The organism is Ensifer adhaerens, assembly GCF_020035535.1.
GTDB lineage: Bacteria > Pseudomonadota > Alphaproteobacteria > Rhizobiales > Rhizobiaceae > Ensifer.
Genome location: NZ_CP083350.1, coordinates 2862170 through 2883121 on the forward strand (window position 1 = coordinate 2862170; position 20952 = coordinate 2883121).

At 62.5% G+C, this 20952-nt stretch carries 19 protein-coding genes; 14 read left to right on the forward strand and 5 right to left on the reverse strand.

Annotated elements, in window-relative coordinates; genetic code table 11:
* Positions 1 to 58: 58 nt before the first annotated feature.
* Complete coding sequence (locus LAC81_RS33110; protein ID WP_223728832.1) at positions 59 to 637, forward strand: TetR/AcrR family transcriptional regulator; 579 nt, start codon at positions 59 to 61, stop codon at positions 635 to 637.
* A 174-nt stretch (positions 638 to 811) separates the two neighbouring features.
* On the opposite strand, the gene LAC81_RS33115 is transcribed toward LAC81_RS33110, so the two are convergent.
* Positions 812 to 1012: a hypothetical protein gene (locus tag LAC81_RS33115; protein WP_223728833.1), complete on the reverse strand. Its 201-nt coding sequence runs from the start codon at positions 1010 to 1012 to the stop codon at positions 812 to 814.
* Between the two features lie 165 nt (positions 1013 to 1177).
* Complete coding sequence (locus LAC81_RS33120) at positions 1178 to 2872, reverse strand: amidohydrolase (RefSeq protein ID WP_223728834.1); 1695 nt, start codon at positions 2870 to 2872, stop codon at positions 1178 to 1180.
* A gap of 420 nt (positions 2873 to 3292) precedes the next feature.
* Here LAC81_RS33120 and LAC81_RS33125 point away from each other — a divergent pair, with 420 nt between their 5' ends.
* The 7 genes from LAC81_RS33125 to LAC81_RS33155 all read left to right on the forward strand — a co-directional run bounded on the left by LAC81_RS33125 (position 3293) and on the right by LAC81_RS33155 (position 12626).
* Positions 3293 to 4537 (forward strand): acyl-CoA dehydrogenase family protein, encoded by a 1245-nt coding sequence (locus tag LAC81_RS33125; protein ID WP_043623505.1) that lies wholly within the window; start codon positions 3293 to 3295, stop codon positions 4535 to 4537.
* 38 nt (positions 4538 to 4575) lie between these two features.
* On the forward strand, positions 4576 to 5328 hold the full coding sequence (locus LAC81_RS33130) for an electron transfer flavoprotein subunit beta/FixA family protein (RefSeq protein ID WP_223728835.1): 753 nt from the start codon (positions 4576 to 4578) through the stop codon (positions 5326 to 5328).
* On the forward strand, positions 5325 to 6266 hold the full coding sequence (locus LAC81_RS33135) for an electron transfer flavoprotein subunit alpha/FixB family protein (protein WP_223728836.1): 942 nt from the start codon (positions 5325 to 5327) through the stop codon (positions 6264 to 6266). The genes LAC81_RS33130 and LAC81_RS33135 overlap by 4 nt, the downstream gene beginning before the upstream one ends.
* 39 nt (positions 6267 to 6305) lie before the next feature.
* Positions 6306 to 7322 (forward strand): AraC family transcriptional regulator, encoded by a 1017-nt coding sequence (locus tag LAC81_RS33140; RefSeq protein ID WP_223728837.1) that lies wholly within the window; start codon positions 6306 to 6308, stop codon positions 7320 to 7322.
* Positions 7323 to 7429: 107 nt separating this feature from the next.
* Positions 7430 to 8932 (forward strand): aldehyde dehydrogenase family protein, encoded by a 1503-nt coding sequence (locus tag LAC81_RS33145; protein ID WP_223728838.1) that lies wholly within the window; start codon positions 7430 to 7432, stop codon positions 8930 to 8932.
* Between the two features lie 157 nt (positions 8933 to 9089).
* The gene (locus LAC81_RS33150; protein ID WP_223728839.1) at positions 9090 to 10742 is read left to right on the forward strand and encodes an electron transfer flavoprotein-ubiquinone oxidoreductase; all 1653 of its coding nucleotides are present in this window, start codon (positions 9090 to 9092) and stop codon (positions 10740 to 10742) included.
* A 72-nt stretch (positions 10743 to 10814) separates the two neighbouring features.
* Positions 10815 to 12626, forward strand: a complete 1812-nt coding sequence (locus LAC81_RS33155; protein ID WP_223728840.1) for a phosphoenolpyruvate carboxykinase (GTP) — start codon at positions 10815 to 10817, stop codon at positions 12624 to 12626.
* A 73-nt stretch (positions 12627 to 12699) separates the two neighbouring features.
* On the opposite strand, the gene LAC81_RS33160 is transcribed toward LAC81_RS33155, so the two are convergent.
* From LAC81_RS33160 to LAC81_RS33170, 3 genes are all read right to left on the reverse strand, one after another.
* Positions 12700 to 12978: a GNAT family N-acetyltransferase gene (locus LAC81_RS33160; RefSeq protein ID WP_223728841.1), complete on the reverse strand. Its 279-nt coding sequence runs from the start codon at positions 12976 to 12978 to the stop codon at positions 12700 to 12702.
* Between the two features lie 116 nt (positions 12979 to 13094).
* Entirely contained in the window at positions 13095 to 13859 is a 765-nt protein-coding gene (locus LAC81_RS33165; protein ID WP_223728842.1) for an SDR family NAD(P)-dependent oxidoreductase, read from the reverse strand.
* 217 nt (positions 13860 to 14076) lie between these two features.
* A complete protein-coding gene (locus LAC81_RS33170; RefSeq protein WP_223728843.1) occupies positions 14077 to 15117 on the reverse strand; it encodes a LacI family DNA-binding transcriptional regulator in 1041 nt (346 codons plus the stop codon).
* Between the two features lie 251 nt (positions 15118 to 15368).
* Between LAC81_RS33170 and LAC81_RS33175 the strand changes: the two genes are divergently transcribed.
* The 6 genes from LAC81_RS33175 (at position 15369) to LAC81_RS33200 (ending at position 20952) form a co-directional block, all read left to right on the forward strand.
* Complete coding sequence (locus LAC81_RS33175) at positions 15369 to 16652, forward strand: amino acid ABC transporter substrate-binding protein (protein ID WP_223728844.1); 1284 nt, start codon at positions 15369 to 15371, stop codon at positions 16650 to 16652.
* A 96-nt stretch (positions 16653 to 16748) separates the two neighbouring features.
* Positions 16749 to 17495, forward strand: a complete 747-nt coding sequence (locus LAC81_RS33180) for an ABC transporter ATP-binding protein (RefSeq protein WP_223728845.1) — start codon at positions 16749 to 16751, stop codon at positions 17493 to 17495.
* Positions 17495 to 18223, forward strand: a complete 729-nt coding sequence (locus LAC81_RS33185) for an ABC transporter ATP-binding protein (protein ID WP_223728846.1) — start codon at positions 17495 to 17497, stop codon at positions 18221 to 18223. Before LAC81_RS33180 ends, LAC81_RS33185 begins: the two co-directional genes overlap by 1 nt.
* Positions 18224 to 18234: 11 nt before the next feature.
* Complete coding sequence (locus tag LAC81_RS33190) at positions 18235 to 19113, forward strand: branched-chain amino acid ABC transporter permease (protein WP_223728847.1); 879 nt, start codon at positions 18235 to 18237, stop codon at positions 19111 to 19113.
* Positions 19113 to 20156, forward strand: coding sequence for a branched-chain amino acid ABC transporter permease (locus LAC81_RS33195; protein ID WP_223728848.1), 1044 nt, complete (start codon positions 19113 to 19115; stop codon positions 20154 to 20156). Before LAC81_RS33190 ends, LAC81_RS33195 begins: the two co-directional genes overlap by 1 nt.
* A 10-nt stretch (positions 20157 to 20166) precedes the next feature.
* Positions 20167 to 20952, forward strand: a complete 786-nt coding sequence (locus LAC81_RS33200; protein ID WP_223728849.1) for a glutathione S-transferase family protein — start codon at positions 20167 to 20169, stop codon at positions 20950 to 20952.

The window sequence follows — 20952 nt, forward strand, 5'->3', positions numbered from 1 at the left end:
TCAAAGACAGACAGGTCTGTATATTCAACATACAGATCTGTCTGCTAGAGTCAACGACATGAACAAGAGCGCCCCGCAAACCGATTCTGGAGCAAGCCCCGCGCGCCGCCGCCTGCTCGATACCGCAACTCGTCTTTTCTACGCCGAGGGCATCCGTGGCGTGGGCATCGATCGCATCATCGCCGAAGCGGGCGCCGCAAAGGCGACGTTCTATAACCACTTCCCGTCGAAGGACGATCTGGTTCTCGCATACATCGAAGAGCAGGACCAATTGGGACGGAAGGCTGTGTCAGAGCTGCCCAAGCAACCTCCGCGCCAGACGATCACAGCGATCTTCGGACGCATCAGCGCCGCCGTCGTCGGCGAGGATTATCGGGGCTGCCCATTCCTCAACGCGGCCGCGGAATACCCGGACGCGAAGAGCCCCGTTCGGCAAGCCATCAAGGCGCAGCGTGCTTGGTTTCACGCCGTATTCAGCAAACTGCTGGTGGCGGATGGCGACGCAGCCCCATCCGCCACTGCATCTTTGCTGGTCGCACTATACGACGGCGTTCTCGAAACCGCATATCTGGATGATTCGGCGAGGATTCCCGCCTTGGTGGAGGAGGCGCTTGGAAGGCTTCTGGCCCAACGCTAAAGTCGAGCTGCGCGCGCCGGTGTTGTCTCGTGTGCCAGCCACACGAGCCCGTAGAGCACTGCAATGATGCGCCAGTGACTGCGCGTTGCATCATCCCGTTGCGACGGAGGTACAAGATGGGCGCACTACACCGAACGGCGCAGTTCATCGAGGTGCCGGTTCTGAGTGACCGCGCTACACCTTGGGCATGACGCCCTTGTTGACGAGCCATGTCTCGAAGGTGCCCGGGCATCCTTCGTTGAGCCATCGTCCCCGATAGGAGAAACCGGGGGTGGTGCGCCCTGCGCCGACGAACCCGTCATCATAGCGGCCGACAGCTACAATTGCCTTGTGCATCTTTCCGGGATGCTTCTTCTTGGACTTTGAGAATTTCACTGGATGCCCCCTACGCACTACAACCGTGAAGTCATAGCGTCTCACAGTGCACGCGCCCGTCAAGGATTAGACGGGTGCGTAAATCGGGTTATCGAGTGGTGAGAATGTGGCGCCTGTTCGATGGCTGCTGATGGAAGGCCGTCCCCCGACAGGCGTCGCTCGGCGCTATGGTCGCCCTGTCTCGACGACGCCTGAGTCATACACGATCTTGCCGCCGAGCAGGGTCAGGACGGAGCGGACCGTATCGACCTCGTCCACCGGCATGGTCATGTAAGGTTTGTCAATCACGGCAAGATCGGCGAACTTGCCCGTGGACAGCGTGCCGCGGTCCTCTTCCGCAAAGCCGATCCAAGCGGCGTTGCGGGTATAGAGGCGAAGCGCATCCTCACGCGTCAACAACTGATCATCCGCCTTTTGCACTGTGCCTCCGAGCGAACGCCCCGTCAGGTGATATTTTATCGCCTGCCAGACGCCGGCGACGCCGATGCGGGTAGAGTCGGTGCCACCGGCCACCATGATCCCCTTGTCGATGGCGAGCCGCGTCGGTGGCGAAAGTGCAGCGACCGCGGCACCGTTCGCTTCCCTGATGGCAGGAGCCTCGAAATACGGCCCCATCTGGACGGTGTAGGCGAGGCCCATCTTCTGCATTCGGTCGAGGGTTCGTTCCGATCCGGTGTTGAGGTGGGCGATCGACCACCTGAGGTCATTGAGCGGGTGCGTCTTGTGCACCTCCTCGAAGACGTCGAGGATCGCGCTCGCGGCATCATCGGTATAGGCATGGATCTCGACGGGGATGTGTCGTTCCGCAGCGAACAGCGCGACTTTCAGCAGTTCGTCGCGGGCTTCCTTGGGCGGCGCGAAACCCGGCCCCATCTGCACGCCGTCGTTCATCGCAAAGACCAGGGATTCCCCAATGCCGAGGAAGCTCAGCGTGCCGTCGTCGTGGACGGCGGGACGGAACGACATGATCTCGCGGAACCATTCAGCCTCTTTGCCGGGATGGGACGCCGGAATGCGGTAGCCGGCCCTCAGCGTCAGGCCGCCTTCGTCGCGGAGCGCGAAGAACGGTTCGTAGCCGGCCGCCGGCCCTGCGGAAGGGTCGATGAAGCCGGTAACCCCGGCTGCATTGAGATGCGAGAAGAACACCTTGAGGTTCGCCTTGCGCTCTTCCTTTCCAATCGCGCTGAGTTGTCCGAAGAGCACGTTGAACGAGCCGATGTTCCCGAAGAGCTTGCCCGTCGCGCGATTCTCGCCGTTGCGCTCAACTCTGACGCCGGGCGGTAGTTTCGGTGTGGGGCTGTCGAGCGCAAGCAGCTCGATCCCCTTGATGTTCACGAGTGCGTAGTCATAGAGATATTGCACATAGGCCGGGGTGTCCGGCAGGGCCTTGTCGAGGTCGGCAAGCTCGGGCGGACGGCGCTCGGCGAACTGGTCCGGATGCCAGGAGCCGACGACCGCGACCCACTGGTCCCTGGCGCGATCCCGCGCCGCAGTCTTCAAGGCTTCGAGCGCGCTCGCAAGGCTCGTTTGGTCGTGCCAGTAGGTCTCGAAAGGATAGGTCTGGCCGCCGCGGATCGCATGGATATGCGTGTCGACAAGGCCGGGAATGACGGTGCGGCCGCCAAGGTCCAGGACCTCCGTGTCAGGCTGCACCAGCTTTTCGATTTCCTCGTCGCTGCCGACCGCCACGATGCGGCCATTGGCAATGGCAAGCGCTTCCGCCGCCGGCCGGACCTCGTCCATGGTGACGATGGTGCCGTTTCTGAGCACGAGGTCGGCACGATCGTTTGCCAATGACGGTTGCGTGAAAACGGCAAGCTGCGCCGCGGCGAGGCAGAAGGTCGAAAATCGGCGGATCAAGGCACTCTCCTCAACAGGATCGTTGAAACCAACCTGGCGGATGGCGCGGGTGGTTCGCGTTGCATTCTCCGGCAGGTGCGGCGTCGGATGCTGGCCGAGCCGTCTTCGCCACGCCTGAGAAAGCGGGCCCAAAAAGATACGGACGCTACAAACCGGCGCTAGTTGCTGACATCGAGCCACAGTGCCTTAAAAATAGGACAATGATTTCGGGGAGTCCCGATCCAGACTGCGATGGCATGTGGAGCCGTTGAGGCGAAGTCCGGCGGTCAATTGCTTCCTATGGTGCGCAGAAAATCCACGTCGAATTGGACGATAGTCCACCAAAAGAGCACACTCGAACCTCATCTCCACGAGAGGGGCAAGCTACCAATCTGTCGGCAGGATGAGGAACCCGCCAGATCAGAACCAAGGGAGCGAGAAATGATCCACGCCGATGACGGCTCACTGTCCCAGGAACAGCGAATGATGCGCGACAGCTGCCGCGCCTTCGTCGACGACGCGGTGACGCCCTTCATTCGATCGAACTGGCAGCGCGAATGGGACATGAGCCCGGGTGAGCGGCTGCCGCGCTCGATCCTGGAGGGTGCCGAAACGATCGGTGTCCGCACGCTCGGCGTGCCGGAAGCCTATGGCGGCGTCGATCTGGAGCGGGAGACGGAGGTTAGGACCTTCGCGCTGATCTCCGAGGAAATCGCCCGCGGCGACTCCGGCCTTGCCGACAAGCTGGTGCAGAACTGGAAGGTTTCGATCCTCCTGCGCGAATTCGCTCCGAAGCACCTGCAGGACAAGTGGTTCCCGCGCCTTCTGGCGGACCCGCAGTTCCTGCTGGCCCATTGCCTTACCGAGCCGCGCGGCGCTTCCGATCGTTGGCTCCCCTACAACGTGCCCGAGGCTGCGATGCACACGAAGGCGGTGCTCAAGGACGGCCATTGGGTGATCAACGGCCGCAAGCAGTTCATCTCGAACGGCTTCGATGCGAGCCTCTACGTCGTTTATGCCAATACGGACTCCTCCGTCGGCATGCTGCAGGGAACCTCGAGTTTCCTCGTGCCGCGCGACACGCCCGGCCTGACGGTGACGAAATGCAACGAGACCATGGGCTGCCGTTTCATGAATAACGGGGAGCTGGTCTTCGAAGACTGCCGCGTGCCGGCGGATCACCTTCTCGTCCAGAACACAGCCCTTGGCAGCGCCGGGCAGTATTTCCGGGCCGGCAAGATCATCCAGGCGGCCAAGAACCTCGGCGTCGGTGTCGCCTGCTTCGAGCGCACGGCCGACTATGTCCAGAACTATGTGCAGGGTGGGCGCATTCTCATCAAGCACCAGGCGGTGGCCCTGCGGCTCGCCGACATGGCGACACGGATCGAGGCGGTGCGCGCATTGATCGAGCGGGCGTCGCGGGCCGTCGACGAGGGCCACCCGGACATGGATGTTCTCTGCAACATGGCCAAGGTCTACGCCTCGGAAGAGATCATGAAGGTTGCGACCCACGCGCTGGAACTGCATGGCGGCAACGGCGCAATGCTGGAGTTCGGCATCGAGAAGCTGTTCCGCGATGCTGCGATCTTCCTGCACATGGATGCGACCGTCGACGTCAGCCGGATGAAGATCATCAAGACCATGTTCCCGGCGACCGCCGGCAAATACGCAGGCCCTGAAAACTAGGGCCTGCCGGAGGAGATGGCGGGCTCGGGAGGACGAAGATGAAGATACTGGTCGCGATAAAGCGCGTTGCCGATCCGAACGTGAAGGTGAGGCTACGGTCCGATGGCAGCGGTCTCGACCTTGCCGCCATCAAGATGACGATGAACCCGTTCGACGAGATCGCGGTCGAAGAGGCGGTCCGCCTCAGGGAGGCGGGCATCGCCTCGGAGGTGGTCGTCGTTTCGGTCGGCCCCGAAAAGGCGGCGGAGACATTGCGGACCGCGCTCGCGATGGGGGCTGATCGCGGCCTCCTTGTCAGGACGGAGGCGACGACCGAACCTCTCGCCGTCGCCAAAGTGCTGAGCGCCGTCGCCGGCGAAGAACAGCCGGCTCTGATCCTTCTTGGGAAGCAGGCCGTCGACGATGATTGCAATCAAACCGGACAGATGCTGGCGGCAAAACTCGGCTGGCCGCAGGCGACCTTTGCCTCGCAGCTCACCGTCGATGGCGATCGCGCCACCGTTGTTCGCGAGGTCGACGGCGGATTGCAGACGATCGCGCTCGCCTTGCCGGCGATCGTGACGGCGGATCTGCGCCTGAACGAGCCGCGCTATGCGTCGCTGCCGAACATCATGAAGGCCAAGAAGAAGCCGTTGGAGCAAAAGCAGCCCTCGGACTACGGCTTGGTTATCGAAGAGCGCCTGGAGGTCGTCCGCCTCGAAGAGCCGCCGACAAGGGCCGCCGGCATCAAGGTGAAATCGGTGGCGGAGCTTGTCGAACGACTGAAAACGGAAGCGGGAGTACTGGCATGAGCGTGCTTGTCTTGGCCGAACACGGCAATGCGCAACTGGACGAGGCAACGGCAAGGGCGGTCAGCGCCGCCCTTGGCCTCGGCAACGACATCCATGTGCTGGTCGCAGGTAAGGGGTGTCATGACGCAGCCCGGGCTGCCGCCCGCCTCGACGGCATCGCCAAGGTCCTGGTCGCGGATGGGGAAAGCCTTGCCAACCAGCTCGCCGAGTCGCTTGCCGACGTGATCGTCGCCTTGTCGGGCAATTACGACGCCATTGTCGCGGCATCCACCTCGACCGGCAAGAACGTGATGCCGCGTGTCGCGGCACTGCTCGATGTCATGCAGATCTCGGACGTGATCGGGATCGGCGGTCCCGACCTGTTTCGCCGTCCGATCTATGCCGGCAACATCGTGCAGACGGTGCGCTCGAAAGACCCGAAACGTGTCCTCACCATCCGGGCGTCGGCATTCCGACCGGTGGGCCAGAGTGAGGCGAAGCCAATCGAGACAGTCGACGTTAGCCCTGGCTCCTCCCGGTCGACATTCGTCGCCAATGCTGTCGCACTTTCGGAACGGCCCGAACTGACATCGGCGCGTATCGTCGTGTCCGGCGGGCGTGGCATCGGCTCGGCCGATAATTTCGCGACGGTGCTCGCGCCGCTCGCCGACACGCTGGGGGCGGCATTGGGAGCGAGCCGCGCGGCCGTTGACGCCGGTTATGTGTCGAACGACCTTCAGGTCGGCCAGACCGGCAAGATCGTTGCGCCAGACCTCTACATCGCCTGCGGCATTTCCGGCGCGATCCAGCATCTGGCGGGGATGAAGGATTCGAAGGTGATCGTCGCGATCAACAAGGACGCGGAGGCGCCGATCTTCCAGGTTGCCGATTATGGTCTCGTCGCCGATCTCTTCGAGGCCGTTCCCGAGTTGAAAGGGACGCTCGCGAGCGCGACTTGAGCAGGTGGCATCGGCACTGAGGCAAACGGGGAGGACGAGATGGTGACGACAGATGGGCAGCCGGGCGGCGATGCGGATCAGGACGTTGACGATACCCTGTCGGCGCCCTTTCGTTCCTACGCGCTCGAACGGGCCGATGCGCCCCGTTTCCATATCCGCCTGGTCGAAAAGACCCAAAGGCTCTATCCGGCCCACAAGCACGATTACTTCCAGATAGTCTATTTCATGACCGAAGCGCCGACGGCGCGCGTCGGTCTCAGATCCTACAAGCCGCAGCCTGGCTCGGTTTATTTCATCGCGCCCATGACCCCGCATCAGATGCGGTTCAGCAGCGCGTCGCGGTCCGTCGTTATCTACTTCGACCTCGATTTCCTCCGGCCGGGCATCACGCGCTCTTATCCGATACAGGAACTGGTGCGCATCGCCCCCGAGCTCACGCCCTTCGCCTGGCAGGGGCACATCGAATTCAACCTCGACGAAGTCCAGGCTGCGCGCGTCGAGGAGGCTTGCCGGGTGATGATCACTGAGCATGCCGAAGATCGAATCTGCACCGGGGAGATCATTCGCGCCGAGCTGACGCTGATGCTCGGCAGGATCTGCCGTGCCTATGAGGATCGTTTCGACGAATTGTCACCGGTGCTGCCGGCGATCGGCCGGGACAGCGGGCACATGCGCCGGATCTCCGATTTCATTGCCGAGAACTACCTGCGTTCGCCGACGCTCGATCAGGCGGCCGCCTATGCCAGGCTTTCCCGCAGCCGCCTGTGCGCGCTGTTGCGGCAGCACACGGGCACCAGCTTCAACGCGCTCATCCGCGAGATGCGCATCGATGACGCGCGCGAACGCCTGGTGCTGACCGACGAGCCGATCGGCCAGATCGCCTATGCCGTCGGCTACAACGACGAGAAGTATTTCCTGCGGGCGTTTCGAAAGTCGGTCGGAATGACGCCGACGGCCTATCGGGCGAAACGGTTGAGCGACCTCGCCGTGCCCGCGACGACGCGGCGCGGCCTCAGCGCGCAGGCCCCGGGCCTGATGCCAAGGAGCAGGAGCTAGGCGTACACGAAACCAGCCGGACAACGGGATTGTCCGACGGACAGAGAAAAGCCTGACCGGGAGGCGGTCCGGCATGTGCGGTTGATTGCAAAATGAGAGGAGTAGCAATGCTTAAGAATGTCGAGGATCAGGCGCGAGCGCCACTCCGGATGTCCGGCCTGTTCGTGGGCGGGGAATTTCTGGACGACGGCAGCGCCACCACGTTCAGCGTCGAGGAGCCGGCAACCGGGGCGACGATCGCGCATGTGACCAATGCATCGGAGACCGACGTCGACCAGGCAGTCAGAAGCGCCCGCGGCGCCTTCCCGGCCTGGCGCGACCGCTCTCCGCGCGAGCGCGGCCAGATCCTGCGCGAAGTCGCCGCCCATATCCGCAAGCACGTGGACGAACTTGCCGAGATCGAGGCGCGCGAAGTGGGCAAGCCACGTCGCGATGCGCTCCGCTTCGACGTGTCGTTCTGCCATGCCTGCTTTGACTATTTCGGCGGTCTCGCCGATACGATCCACGGAGAGATCCTCGACCAGGGTCCGATCGAGGCGCGCATCAACTACGAGCCCTATGGCGTGGTGGCCGCGATCCTGCCCTTCAACTGGCCGCCGATCCACTTTTCCAAGAAATGCGCGCCGGCACTCGCCGCCGGCAATACCGTTGTCATCAAGCCGGGCGAGCAGGCACCCTTGACGGTGCTGCGGCTGGTCGAACTCGCCAACGAGATCTTGCCGCCGGGCGTTCTCAATGCTGTCGCTGGTTTGGCCTCCGGCCCGGCACTTGCCTCCCACCCGCTGGTTGAGCGCATCACCTTCACCGGGTCGACGATGACTGGCCGGCGCGTGCTGCAGTCGGCCGCGCAGAACCTCACCTATGCCACGATGGAACTGGGCGGCAAGAACGCACTGATCGTGCTTCCCGATGCCGATCTCGACGTCGCGATCAACGTCGCGCTGGAAGGCATGTTCTACAATCAGGGTGAGGCCTGCACCTCGACGTCGCGCATCCTCGTGCACGATAGCCTCCATGATCAGTTCCTGGAGCGGTTCGCGCGGGCGACCGAGAAGCTCGTCGTCGGTGACGGGCTTGAACCGGCGACCGATATCGGCGCCATGGTCGACGCGAAACACCGCGACAAGGTTCTCAGCTACCTCGATATCGCGCTGAAGGAGGGAGCCCGTCTCGTCACCCAGGGCAAGCTGCCGACCGACGAGCGTTTGAAGGACGGCTACTGGGTCGCACCGACGGTTCTTGCTGACGTTACACCCGACATGACCCCGGCGCGCGAAGAGATGTTTGGTCCAATCGCCAGCATCATGCGGTTTTCGACCGAGGAAGAGGCGATCCGCATCGCCAATGACAGTGAGTACGGTCTGACGGCGGCGATCTGCACGACCGACGAGGCCCATGCCGGTAAGATCGCAGCCAAGCTCGAAGCGGGCATGATCTTCGTCAACAACTACATGCGCCGGGCCTTCCTCGGCTCGCCCTTCGGCGGCCAGAAGGGAAGCGGCTTCGGTCGGGAAAATGCGGTGGAAACGCTGCGCGAGTTCACGCGCTCAAAGAACATCCGGTTTCCGTCGGGCCGGGGGAGCATCCCGACCTGGCCACCGAAGGACTGAGTTCTTCCTGAACCAGATCTATTGAACCGAACCTCCAGCACGGTGACGACGCCCCCGTCTTCGGCTCGTCGCCGTGCAAACTTCTAGCGGTCCTCGGCGAGGGCGGCCGTCGCGTTCCGCGCGGCTCGCCTCAGTGGGGCCGCCAATTGATAGGCGCATGCAGATGGTTGAACGCGAGAGCATGGAGTTCGACGTTGTGATCGTGGGTGCGGGACCGGCGGGTCTTGCGGCAGCGATCCGGTTGAAGCAGGTCAATCCGGAGCTTTCGGTCGTCGTGCTCGAAAAGGGTGCCGAGGTCGGTGCGCACATTCTTTCGGGTGCTGTCGTCGATCCGATCGGCATCGACCGGCTGCTGCCGGATTGGCGCGAGGACGCCGACCATCCGTTCAAGACCGAAGTGAAGGACGACCACTTCCTGTTCCTGGGCCCCGCCGGCTCGATTCGCCTGCCGAATTTCCTGATGCCGCCGCTGATGAACAATCACGGCAACTACATCGTCTCGCTCGGAAACGTCTGTCGCTGGCTGGCGACGAAGGCGGAGGAACTCGGCGTCGAGATCTATCCGGGCTTTGCCGCCACCGAAGTGCTCTACAACGACGAGGGCGCGGTCATCGGCGTTGCCACCGGCGACATGGGCATCGAGCGCAATGGCGAGCCGGGACCGAACTTCGCCCGCGGCATGGCGCTCCTGGGCAAATACACGCTGATCGGCGAGGGCGTGCGCGGTTCGCTCGCCAAGCAGCTGATCGCCAAGTTCGATCTCTCCAGGGACAGCGACGTCCAGAAATTCGGCATCGGCCTGAAAGAACTCTGGCAGGTCAAGCCCGAGAACCATCGTCCGGGCCTGGTGCAGCACTCGTTCGGCTGGCCGCTCGGCATGAAGACCGGTGGCGGCTCGTTCCTCTATCACCTCGAAGACAACATGGTGGCCGTCGGCTTCGTCGTGCACCTCAACTACAAGAACCCCTATCTCTTCCCGTTCGAGGAGTTCCAGCGCTTCAAGACGCATCCGGCCATTCGCGGCACCTTCGAGGGCGGCAAGCGGCTTTCCTATGGGGCGCGTGCCATCACCGAGGGCGGCTACCAGTCGGTGCCGAAGCTGTCCTTCCCCGGCGGCGCGCTGATCGGCTGTTCGGCCGGCCTCGTCAACGTGCCGCGCATCAAGGGTAGCCACAATGCGGTGCTGTCGGGCATTCTCGCCGCCGAGAAGCTGGCGGCGGCGATTGCCTCCGGCCGGGCCAATGACGAGCCGATCGAGATCGAGCGCGGCTGGCGCGACAGTGCCATCGGCCAGGATTTGAAGCGGGTTCGCAACGTCAAGCCGCTGTGGTCGAAGTTCGGTACGGCGATCGGCGTTGGGCTCGGTGGTCTCGACATGTGGACCAACCAGCTGTTCGGCTTCTCCTTCTTCGGCACGTTGAAACATGGGCTAACCGATGCGCAGAGCCTGGAGCCGGCAACCCAGCACCAGAAGATCCACTATCCGAAGCCGGATGGGGTTTTGACCTTCGACCGGCTGTCCTCGGTGTTCCTGTCGAACACCAACCATGAGGAGGACCAGCCGGTCCACCTGCAGGTCAAGGACATGGACCTGCAGAAGCGCTCCGAGCACGACGTCTATGCCGGCCCGTCGACCCGCTACTGTCCGGCCGGGGTCTATGAATGGGTGGAGAAAGACGGCAGGCAAGTCTTCGTCATCAACGCGCAGAACTGCGTGCACTGCAAGACCTGCGACATCAAGGACCCCAACCAGAACATCAACTGGGTGCCGCCCCAAGGCGGCGAAGGCCCGGTCTATCCGAACATGTGAGGGCGCTTCCGCGCTCAGAAGGCGGCTGGCCCTGAGCGCAGCCTTGATTGGTGCCAAGTGAGAGACCTATCCATGCAAGATCCGACAACCATGACAAACCCCGCGCTCAACCAATGGATCGACGAGGTTCGGGCCCTGTGCGAACCGGATCAGGTCCATGTCTGCGACGGCAGCGAGGCGGAATATCAACGTCTCTGCAAGACCCTTGTCACCGCGGGCACCTTTATCCGGTTGGACGAAGCCAAGCGCCCGAACTCGTTCCTTTGCCGCTCCGATCCCGGCGATGTCGCCCGCCTCGAGCATCGCACCTTCGTCTGCACGTCCAACCGGGAAGATGCAGGGCCGACCAACAATTGGGCGGATCCGGCCAGCATGCGCGTCGAGCTTTCGCGGCTGTTCAAGGGATCGATGCGCGGGCGCACCATGTATGTGATCCCGTTCTCCATGGGGCAACCGGGCTCGGACCTCTCGATGATCGGCGTCCAGATCACCGATTCCGCCTATGTGGCTGTCAGCATGAAGCTGATGGCGCATATCGGTCTGCCGGTCCTGCGTGCGCTTGGCACGGGCGAATTCGTGCGCTGCCTGCACTCGGTCGGAGCCCCGCTTGCGCCCGGCGATCGCGATGTGCCGTGGCCTTGCAACGCGGAGCACAAATATATTGTGAGCTTCCAGGACGACGGCTCGATCGCATCCTTCGGTTCCGGCTACGGCGGCAATGCGCTTCTCGGCAAGAAGTGCCTGGCATTGCGGACCGCCTCGCTGAAGGGCCGACAGGAGGGGTGGCTCGCCGAGCACATGCTGATCATGGGCGTAGAGGCCCCCACTGGCAAAACCACCTATGTCGCCGCGGCCTTTCCGTCTGCCTGCGGCAAGACCAATTTCGCCATGCTTCTGCCGCCCGAGGGTTTTGCGGGGTGGAAGGTCAAGACCATCGGCGACGACATTGCCTGGATCCGGCCGGATGCGGTCGGCACCTTGAGGGCCATCAACCCGGAGACCGGCTTCTTCGGCGTTGCCCCGGGCACCAACGAAAAGACCAACCCCAACATGATGGCGGCGATCGCGCGCGATACCATCTTCACGAATTGCGCGCTCACGCCCGATGGCGACGTCTGGTGGGAGGGTTTGACGGACGTGCCGCCACCGGCGCTGGTGGATTGGCGCGGTCTCGACTGGACGCCTCAGGCCGGCCGCCCGGCGGCGCATCCGAACGCGCGCTTCACCGTCTCGCGCGATCGCTGCCCGAGCATGGACCCATCGGCCGCCGATCCCACCGGCGTGCAGATTTCGGCCTTCATCTTTGGCGGGCGCCTCTCTCACACTTTTCCGCTCGTCTTTGAGGCAAGGGACTGGCGCGAGGGCGTCTACTGGGCGGCAACGCTCGGGTCGGAAGCGACGGCCGCTGCCGAAAACCAGGCGGCCACGCGCCGCGATCCTTTCGCGATGCTGCCCTTCTGCGGTTACAACATGGCCGACTATTTCACCCACTGGCTTTCGATGGACGACCGGCTTGTGAACGTGCCAGCAATCTTCCGCGTCAACTGGTTCCGTCGCGACGAGGGTGGTGCATTTCTCTGGCCCGGCTTCCGGCATAACGTGCGCGTGCTCAAGTGGATCGTGCAAAGGACGGAGAACACCGGCGATGGAGAAGCTGCGTCGGTCGGCCTGGTGCCGGGCTACGACGACATCGACTGGAATGGTCTCGACTACGACCGTCAGACCTTCGACGCGCTGATGAAGCTCGATCCGGCCGAACTCGAAAGGGAGCTGCAAAGCCACGACGCCTTGCTGCAGTCCTTCGGCCAAAGATTGCCGCCGGAGCTTTTCGCAATCCGTCGCGCCTTGCTCGACGGTCTGGACGGGGCTCTGCCTCAAAACTGAGCGCTTTGGCTTTGCCCGTCATCCAGTCAGGCGGCGGTCGCGGCCACCGCCATGGTGCGGCATTGCCGGGCGCTCAGCCGTCGAGCAGCGCCATGTAATCGGGGTGTTTGGCTGCAAAGGCGGCCATGAAGGGACACTTGGCGATGACGCGCGCGTTTTGCGCGCGAAGGATGTCGAAGACACCGGTGGCAAGCCGCGTGCCGATCCCTTGTCCCGACAGGGCCTGCGGTACTTCCGTGTGCGTAAGGACGACACGGCCGTCCTCCAGTCGATAGTAGGCCACGGCGATCTCGTCGCCGATCGGTAGTTCAAATCGGGAAGCCTGCCTGTTGTCGATGACCTGTTCGACCATTTCGATCTCCGCCTTCCTGCAAATGTTATCGGCCGCCACCGCCGGGGATAGTTGACAATATAGGAAGGGCAGGGCGCCCGCGCGACCGGTCCGGGGGGTGCTCAATTGTCGCTCCATCAGAGTGCCCGGCCGCCATCCACCTGGATGATGTGGCCCGTCGAAAAGCCGAGCAACGTCGCGCTGGCCAGGATGGCGGCGGCGATATCGTCGACTTCGCCGATGCGCGCGAGCGGGGTCGAAGCCGCTACCTTCTCGTTAAAGTCCGAACCTCGCCCGGGAACGAATTGCGTGTCGACAACGCCAGGGGAAATGGCAAGCACTCTGACTTCCGGTGCCAGGACGCGTGCGAGCGCCTTGGTCATCACGTCGATACCGGCCTTGGCTGCGCAATAGGCGATGTTCGATCCGATACCGGTGAAGGCGGCGATCGACGAGATGGAGACGACGAGCCCGTCGCCGGACTTTTTCAAAAGCGGAGCGAAGGCGCGGATCACGGCGAACTGGCTTCGCCAATTCACCTTGAAGATATCGTCGATCAGCTCATCCGTCAGGGCATCGAGATCCCGGTGGGCGATCGGCTTGGTGAAGCCCGCCGCGTTGACCAGTACGTCGAGCCGACCGAATTTCCGTTCGATGGCACTGGCGAGACTTCCAAGGGCATTGGATTCCGTGATGTCGACGGCAAATCGCTCATGACGTTCCGGGTTGGCAAAGGAGGAAAGCACTGCTTCGGCACGCGCGGCACTCTGCTCGCCCGGTGTATGGGTGATGAGGACCGTCGCTCCTGCTTCTGCGAACAGGCGCCCAGTCGCGGCGCCGATCGCGCCGTTTCCGCCGGTAACGAGAACTGTCTTTCCAATCAAGGATCGCGGATACGCCATAAGTTCCTCCCTCTTGACGCGATGTCTTTCGGCCGGCGGCAACACTGCCCGGCGCATTGACGGTTTATCGATGTGACCTTAAGGCAATCGATTGCACGAAACAATAGGCAATCGATTGCATGCATGTCGCCGGCGAAATCTCGCGCACAGGCGCCGCCTAGCATGCGGAGGGCAGACCGAAGCCGATGAACTGGTGAATTGCCGGCCGGGAGAATTGTCAGCGTTTCTGCGCTGCCACCGGCCCCGTACTCTCACGCTCCACGAGTTCCACCGGCAGCACGGTCTCGAGCGGGATATCGTCTTCAGCGCCGGCATTCATCAGGCGCAGCAGGATCGATGCGGCAGTGATGCCCGCATCATATTGCTGGATGCGGACGGTCGTCAGCCTCGGACGCGCCAGTTGCAGGAACGGCATGTCGTTGAAGCCGCTGACGGAAATGTCCGACGGACAGTCGAGGCCGTTCTCCCGCAAGACGTCGATGCAGCCGAGCGCCAGGCGGTCGTTTGCGCAGAGCACGGCGGTGAAATCGTGCCCGGATGCGAGCAGGTCGCGCGTGCAAGGGGCGCCCTCATCCTCGTCGAAGCGTATGGCGGTGACGATGAGCTGTGGATCGATGTCGATCGACATCCGCTCCGCGGCATTGCGGAAGGCCGCAAGGCGCAATTGACCGGTCGAGAGATCCTGTGGCCCGGCAAGATGCGCGATCCGCCGGTGCCCGAGTTTGGTCAGGTGGCGCAGCATCTCGCAGATGCCCATATCCTCGTCGTTGATGACATAGGGAATGTTCGAATGCTCCACGCGCCGGTTCAGCGTGACCACCGACAGGCCGTCTTGCGCCGCCTTTGCGATTGAGGGGTCGCTTCTCAGCACCGCCGCATGAATGAGGCCGTCCACACCCCGGTCGCGCAACACTTCGAGAAGACGAACCTCGCGCTCACGTTCGCTATCCGTGTTGACGATGATCGACGCATAGCCGAGTGGTTCCAGAACGCTTTCTATCCCTCGGAGGATCGGCGGGAAAATCGGATTGGTGATATCCGGGATGACGACGCCGACCGTCATCGTCCGGTTGGTGCGCAGTCCGAAGGCGATGCGGTTGGGGCGATAGTCCAGGCGTTCCGCTGCTGCCTGGATCTTTGCCACGACCTCTGGGGTGATGCTCTTTCGTTCGGTCGGATCAAGCGCGCGCGATACGGTCGACACATGAACGCCGGTCGCGCGCGCAATGTCCTTCAGCGTGGTTCGTTTCTTTTGCATGTGTCACCTCTCGCCTCCATTTAAAATCTTGCAAGAGGTTTTGCAATCGTTCGCATAGATGCTTGACAAAGCGCAAACGCTGCGCATAATCGCCAATGTGCAATCGTTTGCATATTCAGTTTGCGGCAGGGCAGTTGAGGAGCTGGCCTGCTGTCGATCTAACAGTGTGCAGGTGGCGTCCGGCGTGGCCGGGCGATTTGTTTTTCGCTGCTATGCAAACGATTGCGCGCAAATGTCTGGGAGGAGACAAAATGGGACTCAATCGGCTGATCGCGGCAGCAACCGTCAGTGTGCTTTCGGCAAGCACCGTTGCGAGCGCTGCGGAAACAATACGGATCGGCGCATCGCTGCCGATCACCGGTGGCCTTTCGGTCAGCGGCGAGAAGCATAAGCGGGGCTACGAGCTCTGCAACAAGCTGATCAACGAAGCGGGCGGCGTTCTCGGCAAGCAGGTGGAGCTGATCGTTAGCGACAATCGCTCCGATCCCGCGACGGCCATCAACCAGTACGAACGCTTCATCAATGTCGACAAGGTCGACGCCGTGTACGGCACGTTTTCGAGCCGCCTGACCTTTCCGGTCGGCAACGTTCTGTCCAAGTACAACATGGTTCATCCGGTTCCCTCGGGCGGGGCGCTCCGGATCTATGCCCAGGGCTACAAGAACCTCTTCTATTTCCAGGTCAATGCGGCCGAATACACCGGCAAGGACGTGATCGGCCTCCTGAAGGAGATCAAGGATCCGGCAGATGCGCCGAAGACCGTCGCCGTCGTCCATGCCGACGACTTCTTCGCCAATGCGATCGCCACCGGCCTTCTCGGCCAGAAGGTGATCGATCCCGCGAACGACAAGGAAATCGCCGACCTCGCGCCCGGCTACTTCAAGGAAGCCGGGATCGATGCGGTGATGGAGGAGAAGTGGCCCGAGGAAGGGTTCAACGACTGGCTGAACCTAGCAAACTCGATCAAACGCTCGGGCGCAGAAATGATCGTCGGCCTGACGGCTTCGGCAGAAGAAGCGGTGCAGCTCATGCGTGCACTCAAGACGGTCGGCGCATCGGCAAAACTCGTCTATCTCAGCCAGGGCGCCCAGACGGAGTTCATCGAGGGTGTTGGCAAGGATGCCGCCGACGGCGTCGTCATTCACACCACCTGGCATAAGGATGTTCCGTTCAAGAGCACGCTTGCCGGAAAGCCCTTCGACAACGCCGATTTCGTCAAGGCGTTCGAAGCCGAATATGGTGTCGAGCCGGACGAAGACAGCGCCATCCCCTTCGCCGTCTGCCAGGGTATCGAGCAGGCGATCGTCGGCGCCGGCACCACGGACAATGCCAAGATGGGCGAATGGCTGCACGCCCGCACCAAGGAACAGCCTGTTCAGACCGTTCTCGGCGATTTCAGTTGGGACGATCTAGGCCTTCCGGTCGACAAGGCGCACATCATGACCCAGTGGCAGGATGGCAAGCTGACCTTCGTCTACCCGACCGGCCAGTTCGAGGGCATCGTGCCCTTCCGCTATCCCAAGTCCGGTTTCTGACCCTTTGCAAGGCAGGGGAGGGTGTTTCGTCCGCGAGGCGCCCTCCCGTTCCACAGGCATCTACTACCCAATTTCTAGTACAAGGAGATCGCGCGGATGCTCGAGGTTAAGAACCTGTGCAAGCACTACGGCGGAATTCGCGCCGTAGACGGCGCAAGCTTCACGGTCGAGAAAGGCTCGATCACGGCACTCATCGGCCCGAACGGCGCCGGCAAGACCACGGCCTTCAATTGCATCAGCCGCACCGTCGTTCCGACCTCTGGCGAGGTTTGGCTGGATGGCGAGCGGATCGACAATCTGCGCCCGCACAAGATCACGGCCAAGGGCCTCAGCCGGACCTTCCAGATCTCGCGCAACCTCGGCGACATGACGGTGTTGGAAAACGTGATCGTGCAGGCGCGCTGCCGCGGCTTTGCCGATCTGTTCCGGCCGGCGGTCACAGCGGAAGAGCGGGACAAGGCGATGTCGATCCTCGATTTTCTCGGGATCACCCGCATCGCCTACGAGGACGGGCACAACCTGTCCTACGGCCAGAAGAAGCTGATGGATCTGGCTGCACTGCTGATGGCCGATCCGAAGATCATCCTGCTCGACGAGCCGGCCGGCGGCGTCAACCCGACGCTGCTCGAAGAGATCGTCGGCCATATCCGGGCGCTCAACGCCAAGGGGCTGACGGTGCTGATCGTCGAACACAACATGGACCTGATCATGCGGCTTTCGCACCGCGTCGTCGTCATGGCGCACGGGCGGGTGATCTGCGACGGCACGCCCGACGTGGTGCGTCGCGATCCGCATGTGCTCGAAGCCTATCTGGGCGGCGTACTGGAAGAGGAAGCGGCCTGATGAGCGATCTCCTGCAAGTCACCAACATCACCGCCGGCTATGGCGACGGTCCGGCCATTCTCGATGGCGCGCGGCTGACGGTCGAGCCCGGCAAGGTCCACTGCATCATCGGGCCGAACGGCGCTGGCAAGTCGACGCTGCTGAAAGCGATCTGCGGCATGCTGACGATCCGCAAGGGTGACGTCATCTTCAAGGGCGAGCGGCTGAACGGCCTGCGTCCGGACCAGATCCTGCGCAAGGGCATCTGTTTCGTGCCGCAGGAACGGGCGCTGTTTCCGAAGATGACGGTGCGCGAGAACCTGCGCATGGGCGGATATGTGCTCAACGACGCAAAGCTTCGTGACCGCCGCATCGACGAAATCCTCGAGCGCTTTCCGGTGCTGCGCGAGCGCGCCGACCAGCATGCCGGAACCATGTCGGGTGGCCAGCAGCAGACACTTGCGATGGCGCGTGCGCTGATCGTCAAGCCTGACATCGTCATGCTCGACGAGCCCTCGCTCGGGCTCGCGCCGAAGATCGTCCAGGAGATGTTCGACATCATGAAAATGATGTCTCAGGAGGGCGTCACCGTGCTGCTCGTCGAGCAGAACGCATTGATGGGCCTCAAGAATTCCGACTGGGGCGTTGTGCTCGATCTCGGCCGCACTCTCTTCGAGGGGCCGGCCGAGGCGGTTCTGGCGGACCCGCGCATCCAGGAACTTTACCTCGGCGGCCGCAAGGTCGCGTAGCGGAGGACGTGATGACAGACATTCTTCAGATACTGATACTCGGCCTCGCGCTCGGCGGCGTAATCGCGCTGATGGGGTCCGGACTCTCGCTGGTCTTCGGTGTCATGCGCATCGTCAACCTGGCGCATCCGTCGCTGATCATCTGCGGCGCCTATGTCAGCTATTGGGCCTTCAAGCTCTGGGGCCTCGACCCGATCGCCACGCTCCCCATCGCGGCACTGATCATGGCGGCGATCGGCGTGCTGCTCTATCGCCAGATGTTCGAGAGTCAGGCGAAAAGCGCGCGCTACTCGGAAATGACGGTGCTTCTGACCTTCGCTCTGGCGATGATCGTTGAAGGCTTCCTCGGCGCCGCCTTCACCAACACCCAGCGCGTGACCTCGCCGGATTATGCGACGGATGCCTTCTTCATCGGCAGCCTGTTCATTCCGAAGGGTCAACTCTATGCCGGCTGTGTGTCGCTGGCGATCATCGGCGCGCTAACGCTCTTCCTCAACTACTCGCGGCTCGGTTACGCCATCCGCGCCACCACGCAGAACCGTGAGGCCGCCGAACTGCTTGGCGTCAACGTCAACCTCATCAGCATGATCGCCTTTGCAATCGGCATCGGGCTTGCAGGTGCTGCGGGTTCGCTGGTGAGCTTCGTCTTCAGCTTCTTCCCCGCCAAGCAGTGGGAATGGATCGCAATGCTGATGTCGGTCGTCGTGCTCGGCGGCATGGGCAGCGTGCTTGGCACCGTCGTCGCCGCCCTTCTTCTGTCGGTCATTGCCGCGTTTGTCGGCACCTGGGTGGGCGCCACCTGGTCAACCATGACCTTCTTCCTCGCACTGTTCGTCATCCTGCTGATCCGTCCCCAGGGCCTGTTCGGCGAAAAACCGGAGCTGGTATAATGGCCGTAAACCTGCAACAAGCCGACGCGGGATCGGTGCTCGAGGCCCGTCGCATTCACAACCAGAAGCTCGCGCGCCAGCATGACCAGACCCGTGCCACATGGTTTCCCTTGGCTGTTCTCGGTCTTCTGCTCGCCCTGCCGCTCCTGCAACTGACCGGGAACTACAATTACCTGCTGCATCTCGTGCTGTTCACCGCCTCCTATGCGGTCATGGCCAGCGGCTGGAACATCATCGGCGGCTTCGCCGGCTATATCTCGCTCGGCCATGCGGTCTTCTTCGCAATCGGCGGCTATTTCTCCGGCATGCTTCTAGCGCGGTACGGGATTTCGACGCTGCTGACGGCGCCGCTCGCCGGATTGGCGGCTGCGGCCTGCGGCTATCTCGTCGGCCTGATCACGCTGAAAGTCCGTGGCCCGAGCTTCATTATCTCGTCGATCGCGCTTCTGATGATCGCCCGCATCCTGTTCGACCATTGGGAGTTCATCGGCGGCGCCAACGGCATGTCGTTGCCGGTCACCGACCTACCGGTCGAGACCGCCAAATTGCCCTATTACTACGCCTTCGTGCTGATGGCCGCCTTCACTGTATGGGCCACCTATCGCATCAAGCATTCCAAGTTTGGGCTCGGCCTTCGCGCGCTATCCAAGGATGAGGTCAAGGCGGAAAGTGCGGGAATCAACACCCGCTTCTACAAGGTGCTCGCCTTCGCGCTCTCGGCCTTCTTCGTCGGCATGGCAGGGGCGGTCTGGGGCGAATATCTCACCTATCTCCGGCCGAACATCTTCCTGATCATCCTCGTTTCGGCAAACCTGGTGCTGATGTGCATTCTCGGCGGCAAGGGCACGATTGCCGGGCCGGTCGTCGGCGCGATCCTGATCGTCGCTTTCAACGAGATCTTCGTGGCGACCCTCGGTGCCTCCGAGATCAACATTCTGGCGACCGGTTTCGTCATGGTTCTCGGGTTGATGTTCTTCCCCAACGGCGTGATCGGTACGCTCGCCCGCAAGGGTAAGCTGCCCCGTGTCCTCAACTGGGATTGAGGGGGCGATGATGCAGGACTTCATCCTCTACAACGCCCCTCAATCGACGTGCAGTCAGCGGGTGCGATACGTTCTCAACGCCAAGGGCCTCGCCTTTGAGGAGCACAAGCTCGATCTCTTCACCGGCGACCAACTGAAGCCGGATTATCTGGCGATCAACCCGAACGGCGTCGTGCCTTCGCTCGTTCACCAGGGCCGTGCGGTCACCGATTCCGCAGTGATCATGGAGTATCTGGAGGACATTCTTCCGGGTGCGCTTCGGCCACGGGATGCCTTTGGTGCGGCGAAGATGAGGGCAATGATGCGCTTCATCGATGAAGTGCCGACCCCTGCAATCCGCGTACCGTCCTATAACCTTGCGTTCCTGCCGCACTATCAGGCGATGACGGCCGAGGAATTTCAGGCGGTCTGCGATGCAAAGCCGCTTCGCCGCGAGTTCCTGATGAAGATGGGGCGCACCGGTTTTCCCGAGCAGGAGATGAACGAGGCGCTCGGCCGGCTTGTGCGCGGCGTTCAGCGCATGGCGACCTGGCTTTCCGACAATGGCGGGCCGTGGGTCATGGGTGACCAGATGACGCTGGCGGATATCGCAATCATGCCGGTGATTGCCCGGATGGACGATATCGGGCTTTCCTCGATGTGGGCGGAGACGCCGGCGATCGAGGGCTGGCTCGATGCCATCCGCGCAACCGGGGCTTTCGCCGAAACCTATTACTACGGGTCGCTGCTGACCGAAAAATATCCGCACCTGAAGACGACCAAGCCCGAGCTTCGGGTCGTCGGGTCCGGTCTGTGA